The organism is Streptomyces sp. NPDC051555 (genome assembly GCF_044454405.1).
Classification (GTDB): Bacteria; Actinomycetota; Actinomycetes; order Streptomycetales; family Streptomycetaceae; genus Streptomyces.
Window position 1 is genome coordinate 42,199 of record NZ_JBITDP010000018.1, and the last position, 17,017, is coordinate 59,215.

Sequence of the window (17,017 nt, forward strand, 5' to 3'; positions counted from 1 at the left end):
GGGTGGCGGCCCATCCTGAGAGCGATCAGACCTGGCTGAACTGCTTGTCGGAGCGATCTGGCACTCTGCTCGCCATGATTGATGACGACTTCATCGGCACTCAGGCACCGGTCCGCAGGATTCTTGATCCTGACGAGGCGATCGCCACGTTGGAGGGTGCTGTTCCAGGGCTCGTAGATCACCGAAGGCCGGAGCCCGCGGGGCTTGACTGGACTGTCATCGAGGGCGGCCTCGGCGTCATCTTGCCTGCCGACTTCAAGTCCCTGGCCGAGCGGTATCCCGCTTTCGCGCTCGACGACTTCCTCCTCGTCAGCCTTCCCGATCCGGGCAGGGAGATCTACCGCCTTCGGGCGATGCGGGACGATCGGGACTGGTGGGACTCTGATGATGCCGCCGACCTGCGCCTCCCTTATCCGGCGCCTGGCGGCTTGCTGCCCTGGGGTGAGTCAGCCGAGGGCGACCGGTTCTTGTGGAGCTCCATCGAGCACGGCCCGCAGCAATGGCGGGTCACCGTCGCGTCTCGGAACGGAGGCTGGTGGCACTACGAAGGTGGAGTAGTGCAGTTCCTGGCCGAGCTCTGTGACGGAACGCTGGAACCTTGGGCCCTGCCCCCGGTCAGCCCAGAGGTCACCGATTCCTGACTGCCGGCTCAGAGCATGGGCGAGAATCGCTCTGGGGGCTTGCGCGTCTTGGTGATGCGGCGGGTCATGAGGGTGATGGCTGCCCAGGTGATGAGCGTTTCGGAGTGCTGGATGAGCCGTTCGTAGTCGCGTACGTGTCTGCGGGCCCGCATCATCCAGGACCAGGTTCGTTCCACGACCCAGCGGCGGGGCAGGATGACGAAGCCTGAGGAGCCCTTGGGCCTGCTGACGGTCTTGATCGTCAGGCCCAGGTACTTCTTTGCCCAGGTCACGAGCTTGCCCGCGTAGGCGGAGTCCGCCCAGACGATGGTGATCTCGGGATGCATGAGGCGGAGGCGGAAGAGGACTTCCTTGGCCGCGTGGCTGTCGTGGAGGTCGGCGGGGGTGACCATGACGAGCAGAGGCAGGCCGCGGGTGTCGACGACCATGTGGCGTTTGCGGCCGTTGATCTTTTTGCCCGCGTCGTAGCCGCGTGAGTTCCGGCCGACGGTCTCGGCGGCTTTGACGGACTGGGAGTCGATGACGGTGGCGACCGCGCGAGGGCCTTTGCCAATGTCGCGGCGGATCCGTTGCGCGAGGGCATCGCGGATCTGGTTGATGATCCCGCGGGCGGCCCAGCGTTCGATGAAGCCCCATACGGTCCGCCAGGGCGGGTAGTCCGCTGGCAGGGCTCGCCACTTGCAGCCGGTGTCGACGACGTAGCGGATCGCGTCGACGATCTCGCGCCGGTCGTGTTTCTCGGGCCGGCCACCGACGGTGGTCTCGCAGGCTGGGACGGGCAGCAGGGGTTCGAGCAGGGCCCATTCGGCGTCGGTGGTGTCGGAGGGGTAGAGGCGTCGGCGCATGGTTGTGGGCCTTCAAACTGGTGCTGCCCGGGCCCGGCCGAAGGCCGGGACCCGGGCAGCGAACAGGGTTAGTAGCTGTTGACGAGGTCGAGGGTGGACTCGATCGAGTTGAGCTGGGCGGTGATGTGGCGGACCCACTTGTCGCCCGGGTGGGCGGCGGCGTGGGGTGCGACGGTGCCGGTGATGAACCGGCGGAACTCGGTGAGCTTCTCCTTGATCACCTTTCGTTCGTAGGCTTCCAGCGCGGCCCATTCGGCTCCGAGCTGGTAGCCGTCGGACCTGCTCCAGATCAGTGGTGGCCACCCCTGGTCTGCGATGACGTCCCTGAGGGCGGCCAGGCCGGCCCTCGCCTGGCTGGGGGTGAGGTCGCTGGCGCGGGTGAGCTGGTGGAAGAGGAGTCCGGCCGGGCGTGCTTCGAAGAGCACGAACCGGAGAGTGTCTGCGTGTCGCAGAGCGGCGTCGCCCCGGCGCCGTGAGGCGCGGGGCATGGCTACTGGCCTCGGAGAAGAGCGGCGAGCTCGTCGTCCATATCGACCTTGCCGGTGTCGACGGCGTTCTCGATCCAGTCGAGGGTGGCCCTGACCTTGGCGATGTTCTGGTGGACGATGCCCTGTTCGTCCTCGGTCAGCTGGCGGTCCCGCAGTCCAGGGACGGCCCGGCCGGCCGCGGCGACGAAGGAATGGCAGGCGGTGACCAGGTCGAGGAACTCGACCGTGCGGTTGATCTGCTTGACGGCCGGTGCGACGGGGCTGGTCCGTTCGAAGTTCTCGCGGGCCTGGCGGCCGCGTTCGACCTGGGCGTGGTTGACCTGGTGGCGGGCAGTGTCGTCGCCCATGGCCCGGAAGGCGTCTTCTCCCACTAGATCGTCCCGGCCGACACCCTCGACACCGAGCGCATCTCGCGGCCGATTACGACGCGGGTGTCCTGACCCTGCGCATTCCGATCGCCGAGCGCGCCAAGCCCCGCAAGGTCAGCATCGGCGGCGAGTCCGGCTGCAAGCAGATCCTCGGCTGAACACTCACTCATCAGTCGGTAGCGGAGGGCGGGAAGAGCCCCTTCCCCCTCGGCACCCCGCCCTCCGCCCCCCTTGACCCCTTCGCCCCTTTCGCCCCTTCCCGTTCCCGGAGGTGAGGTGATGTCGACGCGCAGGAGTCATTCCTGGCCCACGTCCAGGAACAGGGCGAGTAGGAAACCGCGGATGAGGACGACCGCGTTGCCCGCGTCGTCCTGGCCCTACTGGGTGCGCATTTTGGGGGGCAGCGTCGAGCCGAGCTTGCCGCGCGGCTTCCCGAACTGCTGAACCCGCTGCAGGCCGCAGCACCGCTCTCACTCGAGCGGTTCGTCCGCGCGACCGCGACCTGGATCGAGGGCTCCACCGAGCGGACGGCCCTATGGGACATCGGCGCGGTCCTCTCCACGGTCGCGGCCGCCGCTGACGAGGTCCTCACCCGCGAGGTCCTGATCCAGCTCCCGCCCGGCTACGACCGTCTCTTCGGCTACCCCCAGCCGATCTGACCCCGGGCCATCCGGCCCACCCGCTCAGCCGTTTCGGCCCTCCGAGAAGAAAGGCAACCGCAGCCATGTACGACCAGCCTCGACCAAACGAGTCCACCCACGCCATGACCTACGAGCAGATGCTGGAACGCGTGCGCTACGAAGGCGCCTACCCCACCCGCGAACGCGCCGAAGAGGCGGTCCGCACCGTCCTGGGCGCCCTCGGCCGCCAACTGACCGGCGACGAACGCGTCGACCTCGCGCAGTGCCTGCCCGTCGAGGCCGCCCTCTCCCTGACTGCCCAGATCCCCAATACCGAACAGCTCACCGGCTGGGGCTTCGTGAAGGACCAGGCGGCCCGCACCCACGTCGGCCCGGCCGTCGCACGCTGGGACACCGGCGCCGTCGTCACCCGCCTGCTCGGCCCCGACCTCCTCGCCCGGATCCTTGGCCGGCTGCTCGACGGCTACGCTCTCCTCTTCGGTCAGGCGCAGCTGCGACAGCCCGCGTACGCCGCCGGCTGACTGACTCCCGGCTGGGCGCGAACGCGGCGGGGCCGGGACCGCTCATGCGGTCCCGGCCCCGTGCCCGCGAAGGTCAGCGCTTGAAGACGTCCTTGATCTTTTCCTTGGCCTCGCGCGCGTCGCCCTTCGCCTGCTCCGCGCGGCCCTCGGCGGTCAGCCGCTCGTTGCCCGTCAGGCGCCCAGCGGTCTCCTTGAGCTTGCCCTTGGCCTGCTCGACCTTCGCCTCGGCCTTCTGCTCACCAGACACAGCTGATCACTCCCTACTCAACGGAAAAGTCTTACGGAACCCCGTATGACCGCAGGGATCGATCCCAAACGGCCGACTGTGCATCGCCGGAGAAGAGCGGACAACCCGACACGGCCCCGACACCCTAACGAGCTCGTGCATGGTTGGCGGTGCAACGTCGAAAGGTGAGGTTCGACCTGGTGGTCACTGTCGTTGCCAGCCGCCGCCTGTAGTGGTCTGCTGGTGTGAGAGCAGTCCGGCGATGGCTTGGATGGTGTCGCTCATGTGCTCGCGTGGGCCTGGTGGCGGGCGAGTGCTCGCCAGTTCTTTAGGCCGGCTGGGCTGGACTGCAGAACAGGAACCTGCCGTCGGCGTCGGTGAGGACCATGGCCTTGACGGCGTTCTGCTTGTTCTTGCCGGAGATGAACTTCTCCCGGTCATTGCGGCTGGCCGCGGGCCTGCGGACCCGGATCTCGGTGCCGTCGATGATCCCGGTCTGTCCGCTGACGCCGAGGTGGTCGATGACTTCGGCGAGCGTGCGGAGCCGGATGCCGGCCGCGATGGTGCAGCCCCGGGTGGCGAGCAGGGGCCGGACCTCGCCACTCGCCCGGGTGATCGTGGAGCGGTCAACGCCAAACCAGCAGGCCAGTACGTCGTGAGTGACACCGTGGCGAAGGTGAACGAGCGTGGCCAGGAGCCGATCGATGAAGACCAGCCGATGCTTCGCGCCGGCGCCGACGGCCCGCTGACGTGGCCTGGACTCCAGCCCCGCCTGATGCCCTTCATGCCATAACGGACCGACCTCCGCGACCAGTTCGGCGATCACATTGGGCGACAGCCCTGTGATCCTCCGGTCGCTGACGATCAGTGCACAAGTCCCGTTCCCCACCACACAAACGTGATCAGGGATCACGAGCCAGTGTCGCACCGCCAACCATGCACGAGCTCGTTAGTGGCGCGAACCGGGTTACCAGCGGGCGCGCAGCGCTCCGTCGCTGTCCGGCAGGACGGCGCGGAGCAGCGGGTGGCGTTCGTCTTGGTACAGGGGAAGGGCGCAGGCCGCTTGGGCATCGGCCACTCGGGTGGCGAGCTGCTGGTACTCGGTGCTGTCGACGATCGCGTGGCTGATCGTCCTGTCCTGCGCTTCCCAGACGAACTCCACGTAGTCCTCCTCGGGCAGCGCGGCGAGTACCGACCCGACGTCCGGGGTCAGGTCGGGCCAGATCGTCAGCAGGGCACGCGGGCCGAGAGTGGCGCGCACGGTGTCGAAGTTGTCCGGCGTGAGGCGGTGCCAGCGTGCGGCGTTGCGGACGTAGGTCTCCTCGAGGAGCAGCGTCAGCCGTGAGGCAAGCGCGGTGCGCACGCGCGTCCAGAAGTCCTCGTCGGCCGGCTCCGTCACTTCCGCCTCGTCGAACTCAGCCGCGTAGGGGGAGGCCGTCAGCGGTTCCGGGAAGAGGCCGAGTTCCCGCGTACGAGCCACGGCTTCCTCGCAGGGCCGGTTGCTGCCCACATACACGTACTGATCCCACCCGACGTGCACGGTGAACTCGTCGTCCGCCTCCAGCCGACACCAGGCGCCCCGCTCGCGCAGCATGGCCCGGACCAGCTCCAGGGCGACCGGAAGGGAGATCTCGGCCCCGTCGTGGTAGCCGGTGAGGTCGGGCGGGAAGAGCCCGCCGAGGCCGTGCCCCCCAACCGGCGGCTCCAACCCGAAGTGGCCGAAGACGGTGACCTCAGGGTCGCGGATCTCCAGCCGGTCGATGTCCGAGGCCTCCGCGAAGGCGGCGATGGCCGCCAGGTACGCCGCTTCGACCGGTCCGTGGTCGCTGACCGTGCCCTCGGCTCCGGTGTAGGAGCCGTTCTGGTCACGGTCGGCAGGGGCGTACTTGGTGATGCGATGAACGTAGGACGGCGGCACGCTGCTCCCTGAACGGTCAGAAGGAGTGCCAGCGTAGTTCCCCAGTCAAAGAGCTTGATCAGGCTGATCCAGAAGCTGCCCCTGCGGGCCATCTATCCCGCTCAGAGGCCAGGCGGCGCTGGTGACCGACCACCACAGCCAGACGGGCTTGTTCGCCGAACGCTCTGTGGCCGCCGGTCACCGATGGCCGGGCGCATGGCCTGTACGACCCCCCTGGTCAGCGCCACTCTCGTGGTCGGCGCCCACGCCTAGGACCGGAAGGCTGTACGTCATGACCTCAGCAGGCAGAAGGAACACCCCCGCGCAGGACTTCCTCGGGAGCCTCGTCTTCCTCGCCATCAGCGCGGCCCTCGTCCGGTTCGGATTCCAAGGTTCGCCTGACGAGTGCGGCGGCGAGAAGACGCCGTCGGGCGACACCTGCGTCAGCTCTGCGAACGGCAAGCAGACCGAAGGTGACGCGGTGCTCAATTATGGTTTTGACAGTCTGTTCACTCACCAGGGGATCCAGTGAAGTCTCGCCATGCGCGCTCGATAGCCGTGTTCCTCGTCGCCCTCGTCACTCTGACCGGAGGGCGGGGGTCCCGCGGCGGCAGCTGCGACAACCACACCCGTTCCGGGTCTGGTACCAGTGCGTCGAGCGGCGGCTCGGGAACGGCTGACAACAGCGGCGACTACGATGGTAATCAGGCGACGGCAACTCCGTCACCCGAGAGCACCACGACGTTTGGTGAACAGGATGTCACCATTGACAAGTGCGAGCTCACACCAAGGTCGGATGTCCTCGGCGACGTCCGCCTTACATATCGCATCACCAACGGCAACTCCGAAGGTAACGCGAAGTACGACATCACCTTCGCGGTCCTGCGGACCTCGGACAAGCAGGTCCTGACGGTGCCCACCGTGTCCGTCCCGATCCTGGCGCCAGGAAAGACTTCGGCCGGCACCCTCACCGAAGCGGCCGCGACCCGCGACAAGGACATGCGCAGCCTCGACGCGCACTGCATTGTCAGCCGGGTCGACAAGACCCCGGCCTGAGTGCGTAGCCGGGCGATCCGGCACCTGCTGGACGCGCTGCTGATGCAGCGCGGGAGCTGATGTTGTCGGGGTGCGGCCCCCGTCGCGGCCCTGCTGGCCAGAGCCGCACCCCGTACAGCCCAACGCATCCCAGCCTCGGGCCGGTCACGTGAGGGCGGTCAGCTCATCATCCGGAGCCGGTTCTCAGGCTGGAGTAGAGGCAAGGGCCAACGCCTTCCGCGAGAACTCGACGGGCTTCAGCCGGGGGAGGGAGAACCGCCGACTCGCCGCGGGCTTGCTCGCCCGGGCGAGCAACTCGACCACGGTCTCGGCCTATCCGTGGGTCACCGGGATGGGCATGGTCACCAAGCGGGCCGCGTGCGCGTACACGTATTCATCGAGCGACTGCTCTCCCCGAACACCCGGCTGCTCCCTGACTACCGCCGGGTGCGAACGAAGAGAAAGATCGTCCTCGACACCACAAAGAGACACGTCGTACTCACGCCGGCCGAACGGCTGCGACTCCCGCTACTTCACCGAGCCGACGAAGTGAACCTGCCCTGCGACGGGTTCACGGAAGCCATCGGGAAGATCCGCGCGAAGCCTGTTCCCATACTTGCGCCTCGTCAAACGCATTCATCGCTGGCCAGCTGAAGCGCCAGTTGCGAAGGGCCGGACTCAGCCCCCCCCCCAGACCGAGCCTTCGACGTTCGATCAGCTTTGCCGCACCGCGTCGCGGGAGCGCTGTTTCCACAGGATCACCTGTCCACTGATACCGATCGCGGCTCCCGAGACAGCGGCGATGACAGCGGAGACCGACGCGGGGTCCCACCCGCTTGCCGCGGGCTGCGCATAGGCCGTCAGCGGCTGGGCCTGGGGCGCTGCCGGAGCCGTCTGTGGCGCGGGGACCCCACCACCAGAAGGCGCGGGAACGCCGCCGGCCTTCACGATCGGGCACCCGCCCGGGACCGATGGTGCGGCGTTGGCACCGGTCGAGTGCCGCTTGTCGTACTGCGCTGATGGCGAGGTGGGCGCGTTGTCGCTCTTCCCCGCCGAGGCGGGGCTTCGCAGGAGAAAGATCGCGGTAAGGCCGATCGCAATGGAGATGGAGATTCCAGCCGTAGTGAGAATCCAGGCGATCGGCCAACGCCGACGCACTCCATCCGCCCCGCCTTTCTCAGACTTCTCAGCCATAGATCCATGATGCCATCAAATAAGAACATCAGATCTCAACGCAGCCGTTAAATTCCGAAGACATTCGCGAGAAGTTCCCCATTCCGTATATCGATTCACCAACCACCTTCGGACCATTGCTCCTTCAATCTTTTTCCATTCAATGCAGCGGGTGAGGCCCGCCGTAGGAGTGCGTCCTTCGGACGGGACTCAGCGCGTAAGAGTCCGGCCCCGGCGCTGCCCTTCGGCGGCCCAGAGCTTGAGGTTCAGCTCGCGATCACCACGCGGCGGGGACGTAGGGCCACTCCACGGGACCGGTGACAGGAACAGCGCGGCCTGGCCGCGAACGCGCGCCGCGGCGGACCACTCCCCCGTCAACGGGACCTGCCGGTCCCGGCCCGGCGCGCCCATGTTCAGACCGGGGATCCCGTTCAGGACCCCCACCCGCTCGAACCGCGTCCGGTCAACGCTTGCGTGGAGGGCCACCGGAACCCCCTCCGCCCCTTGCAGAACCGGGCTTCCCACGAGGGTGTTCGACTGCCCCCCGTCTCGAACAGGTCGAGCATCGCGGTGCGCGCGTCGCTCAGCACGGGGCGGTCGTGCCCGCGGCCGGGGCTGACCGGGTCCGGGCCGGTTCCCGCGGCGGGGTACAGCAGCAGCATCGGCATGTCCCTCCGTCGTGCGGGTGAGTCCCCACCCACCCCGTCAGCTCGATGCGTAGGTGCTGCACGACGTCCACCATCGCGGCCAGGTCCTCGACCGTCCCGACCCGCCACCCGTGCGCGGTCCGGTCCCTCATGCCTGACTGCGGGCACCCCTGCGGCCCCTCACATGCACAGGCGAACGGGCGCGCACGCCCGCATGCCGGCCTCCCCGGACGTAGGTAGGCCGGTAGGGATATGGGCAGGCACCCAGCTAGGTAGGTATCTACGTATGCATCTCTGCATGGCTGCGTGCATGTATCTCTGCATGTATCTCTGCATGAGGGTCTACATGGATGCGTGTAGTGAGCGGCGCATTGCAGTGTGTGAAAAAGTGCACCTCCCACACGTGCGGAGTGGGTAGCCGGGGTGCCCCCACCCTGCACGTGGTGGGCGTCTCCCCCGAGCCGAGCAGCCGTGCCCTGCATGTTCACTGGCCAGGCCAGCGTGATCCGCAGGCCCCCCGCTCCCGACCGGTAGCGCTCGACCAGCCGGACAACCCGTCCTCCCCCTCGGCGACGTCGGCCAGGAGCACGTACGGGTCATTCAGCCGCACCCGCACCGTGCGGTGTCCGGCGCCGACCACCACCAACGACGCCGCCGGCATGGACGGACGCCGAGGCGTACCACGGCCTGGTCCGGGCCGAGCGGCACGTGCCCGTCGAGGACGGCCGGCAGGTCCCGGCGACGGGCCAGGGCCGCTACCTGATACCGCAGGTCGGCGGTCTCCTCCTCACCGACCTGGCCCGGACGGATGGGCGCGAGACGAGCGGCGAAAGGGCCCAGAAGCGGCTGGTTCCGCGGATGCCCCTCAGCCCCGGTGGCCTGCGGATCCGCCAAGCCGAGCACGGCTTCTTCCACGGCCCGCCAAGCCCTCGTCTGCAGTCGCGGGCCCCCAGGGAGGGAAGGGACAGCAGCGCCAAGCCGTGTTCGTGACGCAGATCGACGACGATCTTGCGCCCGTGGGAGTGCAGCGGAAGGTCGGTGAGGGCCACCACGATGTCCCGGTCCTCCGCACTTCCGCCCGAGGTGAAGGGCTCACTGACCACCTTGACGTCGAACCGACGGGCCTGGCCCGCATTTTCGGCGAGCAGACCAGGAAGTATGCGGGCCATGCGCTCCGCGATGTCCGTCGGTGCGTCCGGATCCGCCAGGAGAGCAACGACCGTAACTCCCTGCGACGACACCCGCACGACTGGACCATCCTCCTCGGCTCACCTCCGCGATCGCAAGGGTTCAGAGGATGCCCCGGCGTAGAGGCGAAGCCGCGGTGACGCGCTGTTCACACGGACCCGCCCGCTACCGGCCGGCGTCCCTCGGAGTCGGCGGTGACCAGGTTTCCCCTTCGTTCCCGGTGCTCGTGCACGAGACGGATCGCCATGGCGCCTTCACCGGTCGCCGAGGCCACCCGTTTCACCGAACCGCTCCTGACGTCGCCGGCGGCGAAGACCCCGGGCAGGGTGGTCTCCAGCAGCAGCGGATCGCGGCCCAGCGAGGCCCACCGGTTCGCGTCAGCCAGCACCTGGGCGTCGGCGCCGGTGAGGACGAAGCCCCGCTCGTCCAGGGCCAGCACGCCCCCCAGCCATTCCGTGCGCGGCCGGGCCCCGATGAACACGAACAGCGCCGCGGCCCGCAGCTCACGGCGCTCATTGCTTGCGTTGTCCTCCACCGTCAGCGACTCCAGCCGCTCCTCCCCGGCGACGCCCCGGACCTCGGTGTGGAGCAACACCTCGATCTTGGGGTGCTGCTCCACCTGGTCCACCAGGTAGCGCGACATGTCCGCGTTGAGGTCGCTGCCCCGGACGAGGAGGTGGACCCCGGACGCGTGGTGGGCGAGGAACAGCGCCGCTTGCCCGGCGGAGTTCCCGCCGCCGACCACGGCGACCGGGTCCGCCCGGCAGAGGCCGGCCTCGTGGACCGTCGCCGCGTAGTAGACGCTGATGCCTTCCAGGCGGTCGATGCCGGGAACTTCGAGCCTGCGGTACCGCACGCCCGAGGCGAGCACCACGGCGCCGGCCCGGGCGCGGGATCCGTCCGTGAAGGTGACGACGTACTCGTCGTCCTGCGGGGCGAGCCCGCTGACCTCCGCCGGCACCATGAGGCGGGCGCCGAACTTGTGGGCCTGGAGCACCGCACGTTCGATGAGTTCGCCCCCGGAGATGCCGGACGGGAAGCCGAGGTAGTTCTCGATGCGGGACGAGGTCGCGGCCTGCCCTCCGGTGGCCACGGCGTCGACGGTGACCGTGGTGAGGCCGTCGGAGGCACCGTACACGGCGGCGGCGAGTCCCGCGGGGCCCGCACCGACCACCATGACGTCGCACCGTTCTTTCTCGGGCGAGGGGGCTGGCAGACCGATGAGCCGGGCGAGTTCGGCGTTGCTCGGATTGCGCAGGAGCCGCTCACCCTGCCAGAGGACCACCGGCGTCTCCTCGGGACGGATGGCGAACCGGCGCAACAGTGCCTCGGCCTCCTTGTCCCTCTCCAGATCCACCCAGCGGTGGGGCAGCCGGTTGCGGGCGGCGAACTCGCGCAGCCGCAGCGTGTCCCGTGAGTAGCACGACCCCAGGATCCGGAAGCCGGCACCGAGGCCGATGAGCAGGTACCTGCGGCCCAGGTAGGCGCGCAGGATCAGGTCGCCGAGGACGGGGTCGCTGCCGACCAGGGCGCGTTGCCGCTCCACCGGTACGGCCAGGATCTCGCCGGCCTCGCGCACCACGGCGGTGTTGAACGCTGCCTGGCCTTCCAGCAGCCCGAGTTCGCCCAGGAATCTGCCGGGTCCGTGGACCGCCACCGTCTGCTCGTCGGGGCCGCCCTGGTCGTGGAGGATTTCGACGGTCCCGCTGAGGATCGCGAGGAACTCCCGGAACGGCTCGCCCTCGCGGTAGAGCACCTCGCCCTCGGCGGTCCTGCGGCGCTCGCCGTGCGCGGTCAGGTCCTCGAGCTGCTCCGGCGTGAGGCGGGGGAACGCCCCGTACCGGTCAGGTGTCTCGCGGACGGCAGCGTTCTCGTGCTCGGCCGTGCTCATCGGACCAGGACCTCGTGAACGTGGCACCGGCGCCCGTCGGGAATCGTGGCCATGAGGGTTTTCCTTCCGTGCATGGGCCTGATCGGCCGCGGCCGACGATGGTCTTCCTCAGCACCGTCGTTTTCACCCTCCCGTAGTGGTCTGCCGGCGCGCCATCGCCTGCTCGACCCACGAGCGCAGGACGTGCGCGGGTGCCGCGCCGGCCTGCCGGGCGACGGTCTCGCGCTGGTCCAGTACGAGCAGGGTCGGCACTGCCTGCACCTCGAACCGCCGACTGAGGCGCGGGTTCTGGTCGATGTCGACCTTGACGAGCTTGATCTGTCCGGCGAGGTCCCGGGCGACCTGTTCGAGGGCCGGGCTGACCATGCGGCAGGGGCCGCACCAGGTGGCCCAGAGGTCGACGACGACGGGCACCGTGGCGTTTTCGGCGACCTCGGCGAAGTCGTCGTCGCCCGCGTCGACGACCCAGGGCAGGGGCTGCTTGCAGTGGCCGCACTTGGGCCGTCCCTCGGCGGCCACGGGAATCCGGTTGCCGCGCCCGCAGTTCGGGCAGGTCACCGTCGTCGTCCGGGTGGTGTTCACGCCGCCCTCGCTTCCCGGTCCCCCGCCTGCTGGTCGTACGTGACCAGGAGCTCTCCGTGTTCGGCGTCGACGCGTATCGTCGCGCCGTCCTGGACGTCGCCGCGCAGCAGGGCCCGCCCGACCAGCGTCTCCACCTCGTGGGAGATGTAACGCCGCAGCGGCCGCGCCCCGTACACCGGGTCGTAGCCCTGGTGGGCGATCACCTCCCTCGCGACCTCGGTGAGTTCGACGGTGATGCGGCGCTCGGCGAGCCGCTGCCGCAGCTCGTCGAACTGCAGCTCCACGATCCGCTCGATCTGCCGCTCACCGAGCGGCTTGAACAGCACGATGTCATCGACGCGGTTGAGGAACTCCGGGCGGAAGTGCCCGCGCAGCTCGCCCATCACCAGGGCGCGGGCGTCGGGCTTGATCTCACCCTCGGCGGTGGCGCCGTCGAGGAGGTGCTCGGAGCCGATGTTGGACGTCATGATGATCACGGTGTTGCGGAAGTCGACGGTACGGCCCTGGGCGTCGGTGATGCGACCGTCGTCGAGGATCTGCAGCAGCGTGTTGAAGACATCGGTGTGCGCCTTCTCGACCTCGTCGAACAGGACGACCGAGTACGGCTTGCGGCGCACGGCCTCGGTGAGCTGGCCGCCCTCCTCGTAGCCGACGTATCCGGGCGGCGCGCCCATGAGCCGGCTGACGGTGTGCCGCTCCTGGTACTCGCTCATGTCGAGGCGGACCATGTTCTCCTCAGAATCGAACAGGGTCCGGGCGAGGGTCTTGGCCAGCTCGGTCTTCCCGACGCCGGTGGGACCGAGGAAGATGAACGAGCCGATGGGGCGGCGCAGGTCGCGGATGCCGGAGCGGGCGCGGATGATGGCGTCGGTGACGAGCTTGACGGCCTCGTCCTGGCCGACGACGCGCTCGCGCAGGATCTCGTCGAGGCGAAGCAGCTTCTCGCGTTCGCCCTCCTGGAGGCGGGTGACGGGGGCGCCCGTCCAGGCGGCGACGATCTCGGCGATCTCCTCCTCGGTGACGACCTCGCGCAGCAGCCGGTTCTGCCCTTGTTTCGAGGCCAGTTGCTCCTCCTCCGCGGCGAGACGGCGCTCCAGGTCCAGGAGGCGGCCGTAGCGCAGTTCGGCGGCGCGGTTGAGGTCGTAGGCGCGTTCGGCCTCGTCGGCCTCGTGACGGACCTGTTCCAGTTCCTGGCGCAGTTCCTGCACGCGGCGGATCGCCTGCCGTTCGGCCTCCCACTGGGCGCGCTTGGCGTCGGCCTCGCCGCGCAGATCGGCCAGTTCCCTGCGCAGCTCCTCCAGGCGCGTTCTGCTGGCGGGGTCGGTCTCCTTGGACAGGGCGGCATCCTCGATCTCCAGCCGCGTGACGCGGCGGGTGATCTCGTCGAGTTCGGCGGGCATCGAGTCGATCTCGGTACGCAGCCTGGCGCACGCCTCGTCGACGAGGTCGATGGCCTTGTCGGGCAGGAACCGATCGGTGATGTAGCGGTGGCTGAGGGTGGCCGCGGAGACCAGCGCGGTGTCCTGGATCTTCACCCCGTGGAAGACCTCGAGGCGTTCGCGCAGTCCGCGCAGGATGGAGATGGTGTCCTCCACGGTCGGCTGCTCGACCAGGACCTGCTGGAAGCGGCGTTCGCCCCTTGGGGTTGAGGATCGCCTGGCGCCGGGCCAGCTGGCCCACCAGACGTTCCCCGGTATCGGTGAAGCCCACCACGGACGGTGTCGTGCGGTTGCCCTCGCTGTTGGGCACGACGGACGGCTCTCCGCTCTCCCACACGGCGATCACCGAGTTGGTGGTGCCCAGGTCGATGCCCACTGCCTTGGCCATGAGGAACTCCTCCCGGCACGGCGCCTGCGCCGGCTGTCCGGATCACGTTCGTTCAGGTACGGGTGGGACCTCTGCCAGTGGTCTCCAGACCTCCGATCAGCCCTGCGGCCTCGTCGGAGACCTCCTCGACGAGGAGCAGGGCGGAGACGTCGGGGTCGAGCCGGTTCACCAGGCCGAACAGCCGACCGAGCAGGACACAGGGCCCTCTCCGAAGGGAGTCACCGGTGTGCTCGCCGACTGGTACCACGACGTGCGGGGCCGGGAGGAGCAGGTTCTCCGCGAGGCGACCTGCGAGTTCCTCCTGAGACAGCCCGCGGGCAAGGACGACGTGGTAACCGCCGAAGGCGATCGACTGAGGTGCAGCGAGCCATCTCGTTCCGTCTGTCATGACCATCATCATGAGGGTTGCCGCCGGCAGGCACACGGCAGCCCTCGCGGTAAGCGGCACACCTCGTGTCAGCGCCACAACCGCGGAACGCCACTTCCACGTCAGTCGACGCACAGCCTCCGCGTACCTCTCACCTACGGAAAGCCAATACACCTGACGGAACATCACTGCCGCACAGCAATGACACGAAAGCGGCTCATCGCACGGTGCGGCAGTTGAGGCAAGCGCACGGGCACTACTTGGTATGTGTGCCCGGATCAGGCGCCAGGGCGCTTCGAGAGGGCGTCGATGTACTCGTCGAACGTGGCGACCTTGTCCGCGGGCGGGATCTCCGCCTTGAGGCTGGTGCCGTAGGCGGTGTACTCCTCGACGATCGTCTCCTGGCCCTTTTGGCCCGAGCTGACTTCCCGGGACTTGGCCACGAGGTCGTCCTTGCCGACCCACACGTCGATGACGGCCTGTTCCTTGCCGCCCTTACGCATGACGTCGACGTACCAGTCGTGGCTCTCCTTGTTCATGGCAGGGCCCTGGTATTCGGCGAGTTCCGCGAAGTTCACCGTGCCCCTGAAGTGGTCGGTCGGGCGGCCGCCGACCTGCTCCGCACCGACCCACTTGGCGGAGCCCGTGGCATTGAGCGCGCCGAGGAGTTCCGTCAGGAGCCCGCGCGAGCGAGACGTGTCGGTCTTCTTCTCGCCGGACGGGTCGATCTTGAACCAGTCCTTGCCGGGGATCTTGTCGGTCTTCGTGTACGCGCCATCGGCCGTGTCGACGAGGTATGTCTCGCCGCTCGGGTTGTCCGCGGTCTTCGCCCCGTGGATCATCATCGAAGAGAAGAACGGTGTCCTCTGCCAGGCCATGTCGCTGGCGGGCCCCGTGGCGGAGCCGTCCGACTGGTGGGTCCGGTAGGAGTTCTGCTCACCGGTCTTCTTGGCGGCGGCTGTCAGAACCGCCGCCGCGTCCTTGCGCTGCGACTCGCCCGTCTCACCTTTCGCGGCGTCGCTGTCACCGGCGCTCCCCCCACCGCAGGCGGTCAGGCCCATGGAAAGTACGACCGCGCCGGCCACCGGCACGGCGCATGTCCTGAGCCTGCGGACGACCTTCACATTCCCCACCCTTTACCCATTCCTTAACCAAACCTGGGGAGCATATACACACATGTAGTGACGAGTGGAATCAATATCCGGTCAGTGCAGCGATGCGATGTCCCAGAGTCACCGGATGCGATACGGAACTGGTCTGATATTCGCCGCAGTTGGTGCCCTCGGCTGGGGAGAGTGACTGAGCCGGCGCTGGTCGCGCGACCTGCGGGGCATGGTGACGGGCCTTCCGATGTCGTGGTCGTGCTGGGGTTCCTCAATCCGCAGCCAGCGCCCAACCCGATACCCACCGGTAAAGCGTGCGTGCGGGGGTCGCGCCTATCGCCGTTGAGTACGTGCGCGTACGCCCACTCCGGGCGGCGGCCACGAACCGCCCGTTCGGGATCGGCCGCCGCCGGGTCGACCACGATGACGTACGGCCGCTCCGTGTGCCACCCTGGCCGATTCGGCCGCAGTGCTACGGGTTCCCGCCGGGTGAAGGGGCGCGCCCGCGAGAGGCGACAGTAGGTCCACGGGATCTCACCCTCGACGAGGAAATCCGCCTTCACCGCGTCGGAGTCGAACAGGGCCTCTGTGCGCAGTCCACCGCCCAGGCGCTCGTGCGCTTCGAAGACCTCGACCGAGAGTCCCGCACGGGCCGGCGTGCGGGCGGCGGCAAGGCCGTTGCGGCCGGAGCCGGCTACGGCGGCGTCCGTCATCGTAAGGCCCCCGTCCCCGTGCGCGCTCCGGCCAGGATGGCCGGGTCGCGAATGGTCCTTGGCGAGCGGGGGCGCCGGCCGGGGATCCCTCGGGGCCATGGCGGCCGTGGCCATCCGTCTGCCGGTCCGGGAGCAGCACCGCACCCCGTGCCCCCGCGCAGCTGCCGGCGCCCGGGCTCGCCAGGGACTCGTGTGCGCGGGCCGCGAAGCGGGGTTCCGCACCGCGCCCCAGCCACTCCACTCGCCTGACTTACCGTCACACACCGTTGAGTGGTGCCCCGTTGACCGTATAGACCCCCCCGGCCACCAGGGCCAACGACCCGAACGCTCGCCATAACCTCGACGGGCCAATGGCGTGAGCGTCGACACGGGCCCGGCTCGACCTCGTGCGGCTGGTCGCGCTCGCCGACCTCGGCACCGGCTGCCCCGGGCAGGGCGCGGGGGCGCCGGTCAAGTGAACGTCTTGCGGTCCGACCGGTAGCCCTACCCCGGGCGCGCCGCCTTGGCCGCGGTGACCTGATCGGCGCGGTAGAGGGCGCGGACGCGTCCGCTCGGTTCGTACCGGTCGGGTCTGATGCCCCAGCGGGCGGGAATGCCGCGTGCACTGGCCGTGGACGACACCCCACGTGTTGGGCCACCTCCCGGCCGACCCCGGGCCGACCGCCCCGACCCGTACGCCGAGGGGAGTTGGGGGTGGGTCAGCAGCAGGAACCGGCACACACCTGGTGGCTACGACCGCCACCGCGGCGGCCGCATCACGGTGCTGGACCAGGAACACCGTTGGCATGTGCGACCTCCTCGCAGACGACCCCGACTCCTGGGCGCGCGCAGCGGAACACGCGCTCGCCCAGCTGTCACCGTGGG

The 17,017-nt window shown here is 68.8% G+C and carries 16 protein-coding genes and 5 pseudogenes; 7 read left to right on the plus strand and 14 right to left on the minus strand.

The window, feature by feature from the left end; genetic code table 11:
• Positions 1–74: 74 nt before the first annotated feature.
• On the plus strand, positions 75–641 hold the full coding sequence (locus ACIBEA_RS30550; RefSeq protein ID WP_399266413.1) for an SMI1/KNR4 family protein: 567 nt from the start codon (positions 75–77) through the stop codon (positions 639–641).
• Between the two features lie 8 nt (positions 642–649).
• On the opposite strand, the gene ACIBEA_RS30555 is transcribed toward ACIBEA_RS30550, so the two are convergent.
• The 3 genes and pseudogenes from ACIBEA_RS30555 to ACIBEA_RS30565 all read right to left on the minus strand — a co-directional run.
• Entirely contained in the window at positions 650–1,486 is an 837-nt protein-coding gene (locus ACIBEA_RS30555; protein ID WP_399266415.1) for an IS5 family transposase, read from the minus strand.
• 68 nt (positions 1,487–1,554) lie between these two features.
• Complete coding sequence (locus ACIBEA_RS30560) at positions 1,555–1,974, minus strand: RacP protein (RefSeq protein WP_399266417.1); 420 nt, start codon at positions 1,972–1,974, stop codon at positions 1,555–1,557.
• Positions 1,975–1,976: 2 nt separating this feature from the next.
• Positions 1,977–2,333 (minus strand): annotated as a pseudogene (locus ACIBEA_RS30565) (DUF6192 family protein); the annotation flags it as partial.
• On the opposite strand from ACIBEA_RS30565, the pseudogene ACIBEA_RS30570 reads away from it, so the two are divergent.
• From ACIBEA_RS30570 to ACIBEA_RS30580, 3 genes and pseudogenes are all read left to right on the plus strand, one after another.
• Positions 2,325–2,500: pseudogene (locus tag ACIBEA_RS30570) on the plus strand (Hsp20/alpha crystallin family protein); the annotation flags it as partial. The pseudogenes ACIBEA_RS30565 and ACIBEA_RS30570 overlap by 9 nt on opposite strands.
• A 144-nt stretch (positions 2,501–2,644) precedes the next feature.
• Positions 2,645–3,001 (plus strand): annotated as a pseudogene (locus ACIBEA_RS30575) (DUF2267 domain-containing protein).
• Between the two features lie 65 nt (positions 3,002–3,066).
• Complete coding sequence (locus ACIBEA_RS30580; RefSeq protein ID WP_399266420.1) at positions 3,067–3,504, plus strand: DUF2267 domain-containing protein; 438 nt, start codon at positions 3,067–3,069, stop codon at positions 3,502–3,504.
• A gap of 73 nt (positions 3,505–3,577) precedes the next feature.
• On the opposite strand, the gene ACIBEA_RS30585 is transcribed toward ACIBEA_RS30580, so the two are convergent.
• From ACIBEA_RS30585 to ACIBEA_RS30595, 3 genes are all read right to left on the minus strand, one after another.
• A complete protein-coding gene (locus tag ACIBEA_RS30585; RefSeq protein WP_399266422.1) occupies positions 3,578–3,751 on the minus strand; it encodes a CsbD family protein in 174 nt (57 codons plus the stop codon).
• Positions 3,752–4,058: 307 nt separating this feature from the next.
• Positions 4,059–4,556 carry a transposase family protein gene (locus ACIBEA_RS30590; RefSeq protein ID WP_399266424.1) on the minus strand — a complete coding sequence of 166 codons (498 nt, stop codon included), beginning with the start codon at positions 4,554–4,556 and terminating at the stop codon, positions 4,059–4,061.
• Positions 4,557–4,697: 141 nt separating this feature from the next.
• On the minus strand, positions 4,698–5,648 hold the full coding sequence (locus ACIBEA_RS30595) for an RNA-binding protein (protein WP_399266426.1): 951 nt from the start codon (positions 5,646–5,648) through the stop codon (positions 4,698–4,700).
• Positions 5,649–5,919: 271 nt separating this feature from the next.
• On the opposite strand from ACIBEA_RS30595, the gene ACIBEA_RS30600 reads away from it, so the two are divergent.
• The 3 genes from ACIBEA_RS30600 (at position 5,920) to ACIBEA_RS30610 (ending at position 7,316) form a co-directional block, all read left to right on the plus strand.
• A complete protein-coding gene (locus ACIBEA_RS30600; RefSeq protein WP_399266428.1) occupies positions 5,920–6,159 on the plus strand; it encodes a hypothetical protein in 240 nt (79 codons plus the stop codon).
• Between the two features lie 26 nt (positions 6,160–6,185).
• Entirely contained in the window at positions 6,186–6,683 is a 498-nt protein-coding gene (locus ACIBEA_RS30605; RefSeq protein ID WP_399266430.1) for a hypothetical protein, read from the plus strand.
• 357 nt (positions 6,684–7,040) lie between these two features.
• Positions 7,041–7,316 (plus strand): hypothetical protein, encoded by a 276-nt coding sequence (locus ACIBEA_RS30610; protein ID WP_399266432.1) that lies wholly within the window; start codon positions 7,041–7,043, stop codon positions 7,314–7,316.
• A gap of 60 nt (positions 7,317–7,376) precedes the next feature.
• On the opposite strand, the gene ACIBEA_RS30615 is transcribed toward ACIBEA_RS30610, so the two are convergent.
• From ACIBEA_RS30615 to ACIBEA_RS30650, 8 genes and pseudogenes are all read right to left on the minus strand, one after another.
• Positions 7,377–7,856 (minus strand): hypothetical protein, encoded by a 480-nt coding sequence (locus ACIBEA_RS30615; protein WP_399266433.1) that lies wholly within the window; start codon positions 7,854–7,856, stop codon positions 7,377–7,379.
• 1,962 nt (positions 7,857–9,818) lie between these two features.
• On the minus strand, positions 9,819–11,561 hold the full coding sequence (locus ACIBEA_RS30620) for an FAD-dependent oxidoreductase (RefSeq protein ID WP_399266434.1): 1,743 nt from the start codon (positions 11,559–11,561) through the stop codon (positions 9,819–9,821).
• Between the two features lie 123 nt (positions 11,562–11,684).
• The gene (gene trxA / locus ACIBEA_RS30625) at positions 11,685–12,143 is read right to left on the minus strand and encodes a thioredoxin (protein ID WP_399266435.1); all 459 of its coding nucleotides are present in this window, start codon (positions 12,141–12,143) and stop codon (positions 11,685–11,687) included.
• A pseudogene (locus ACIBEA_RS30630) lies at positions 12,140–13,777 on the minus strand (AAA family ATPase); the annotation flags it as partial. The pseudogene ACIBEA_RS30630 and the gene trxA, both read right to left, overlap by 4 nt.
• A gap of 1 nt (position 13,778) precedes the next feature.
• A pseudogene (locus ACIBEA_RS30635) lies at positions 13,779–13,970 on the minus strand (Hsp70 family protein); the annotation flags it as partial.
• A 52-nt stretch (positions 13,971–14,022) separates the two neighbouring features.
• Positions 14,023–14,358 (minus strand): hypothetical protein, encoded by a 336-nt coding sequence (locus ACIBEA_RS30640; RefSeq protein WP_399266436.1) that lies wholly within the window; start codon positions 14,356–14,358, stop codon positions 14,023–14,025.
• A gap of 257 nt (positions 14,359–14,615) precedes the next feature.
• Positions 14,616–15,470, minus strand: coding sequence for a hypothetical protein (locus tag ACIBEA_RS30645; RefSeq protein ID WP_399266437.1), 855 nt, complete (start codon positions 15,468–15,470; stop codon positions 14,616–14,618).
• A gap of 14 nt (positions 15,471–15,484) precedes the next feature.
• A complete protein-coding gene (locus tag ACIBEA_RS30650; protein WP_399266438.1) occupies positions 15,485–16,267 on the minus strand; it encodes an NAD(P)-binding protein in 783 nt (260 codons plus the stop codon).
• Positions 16,268–17,017 lie beyond the last annotated feature (750 nt).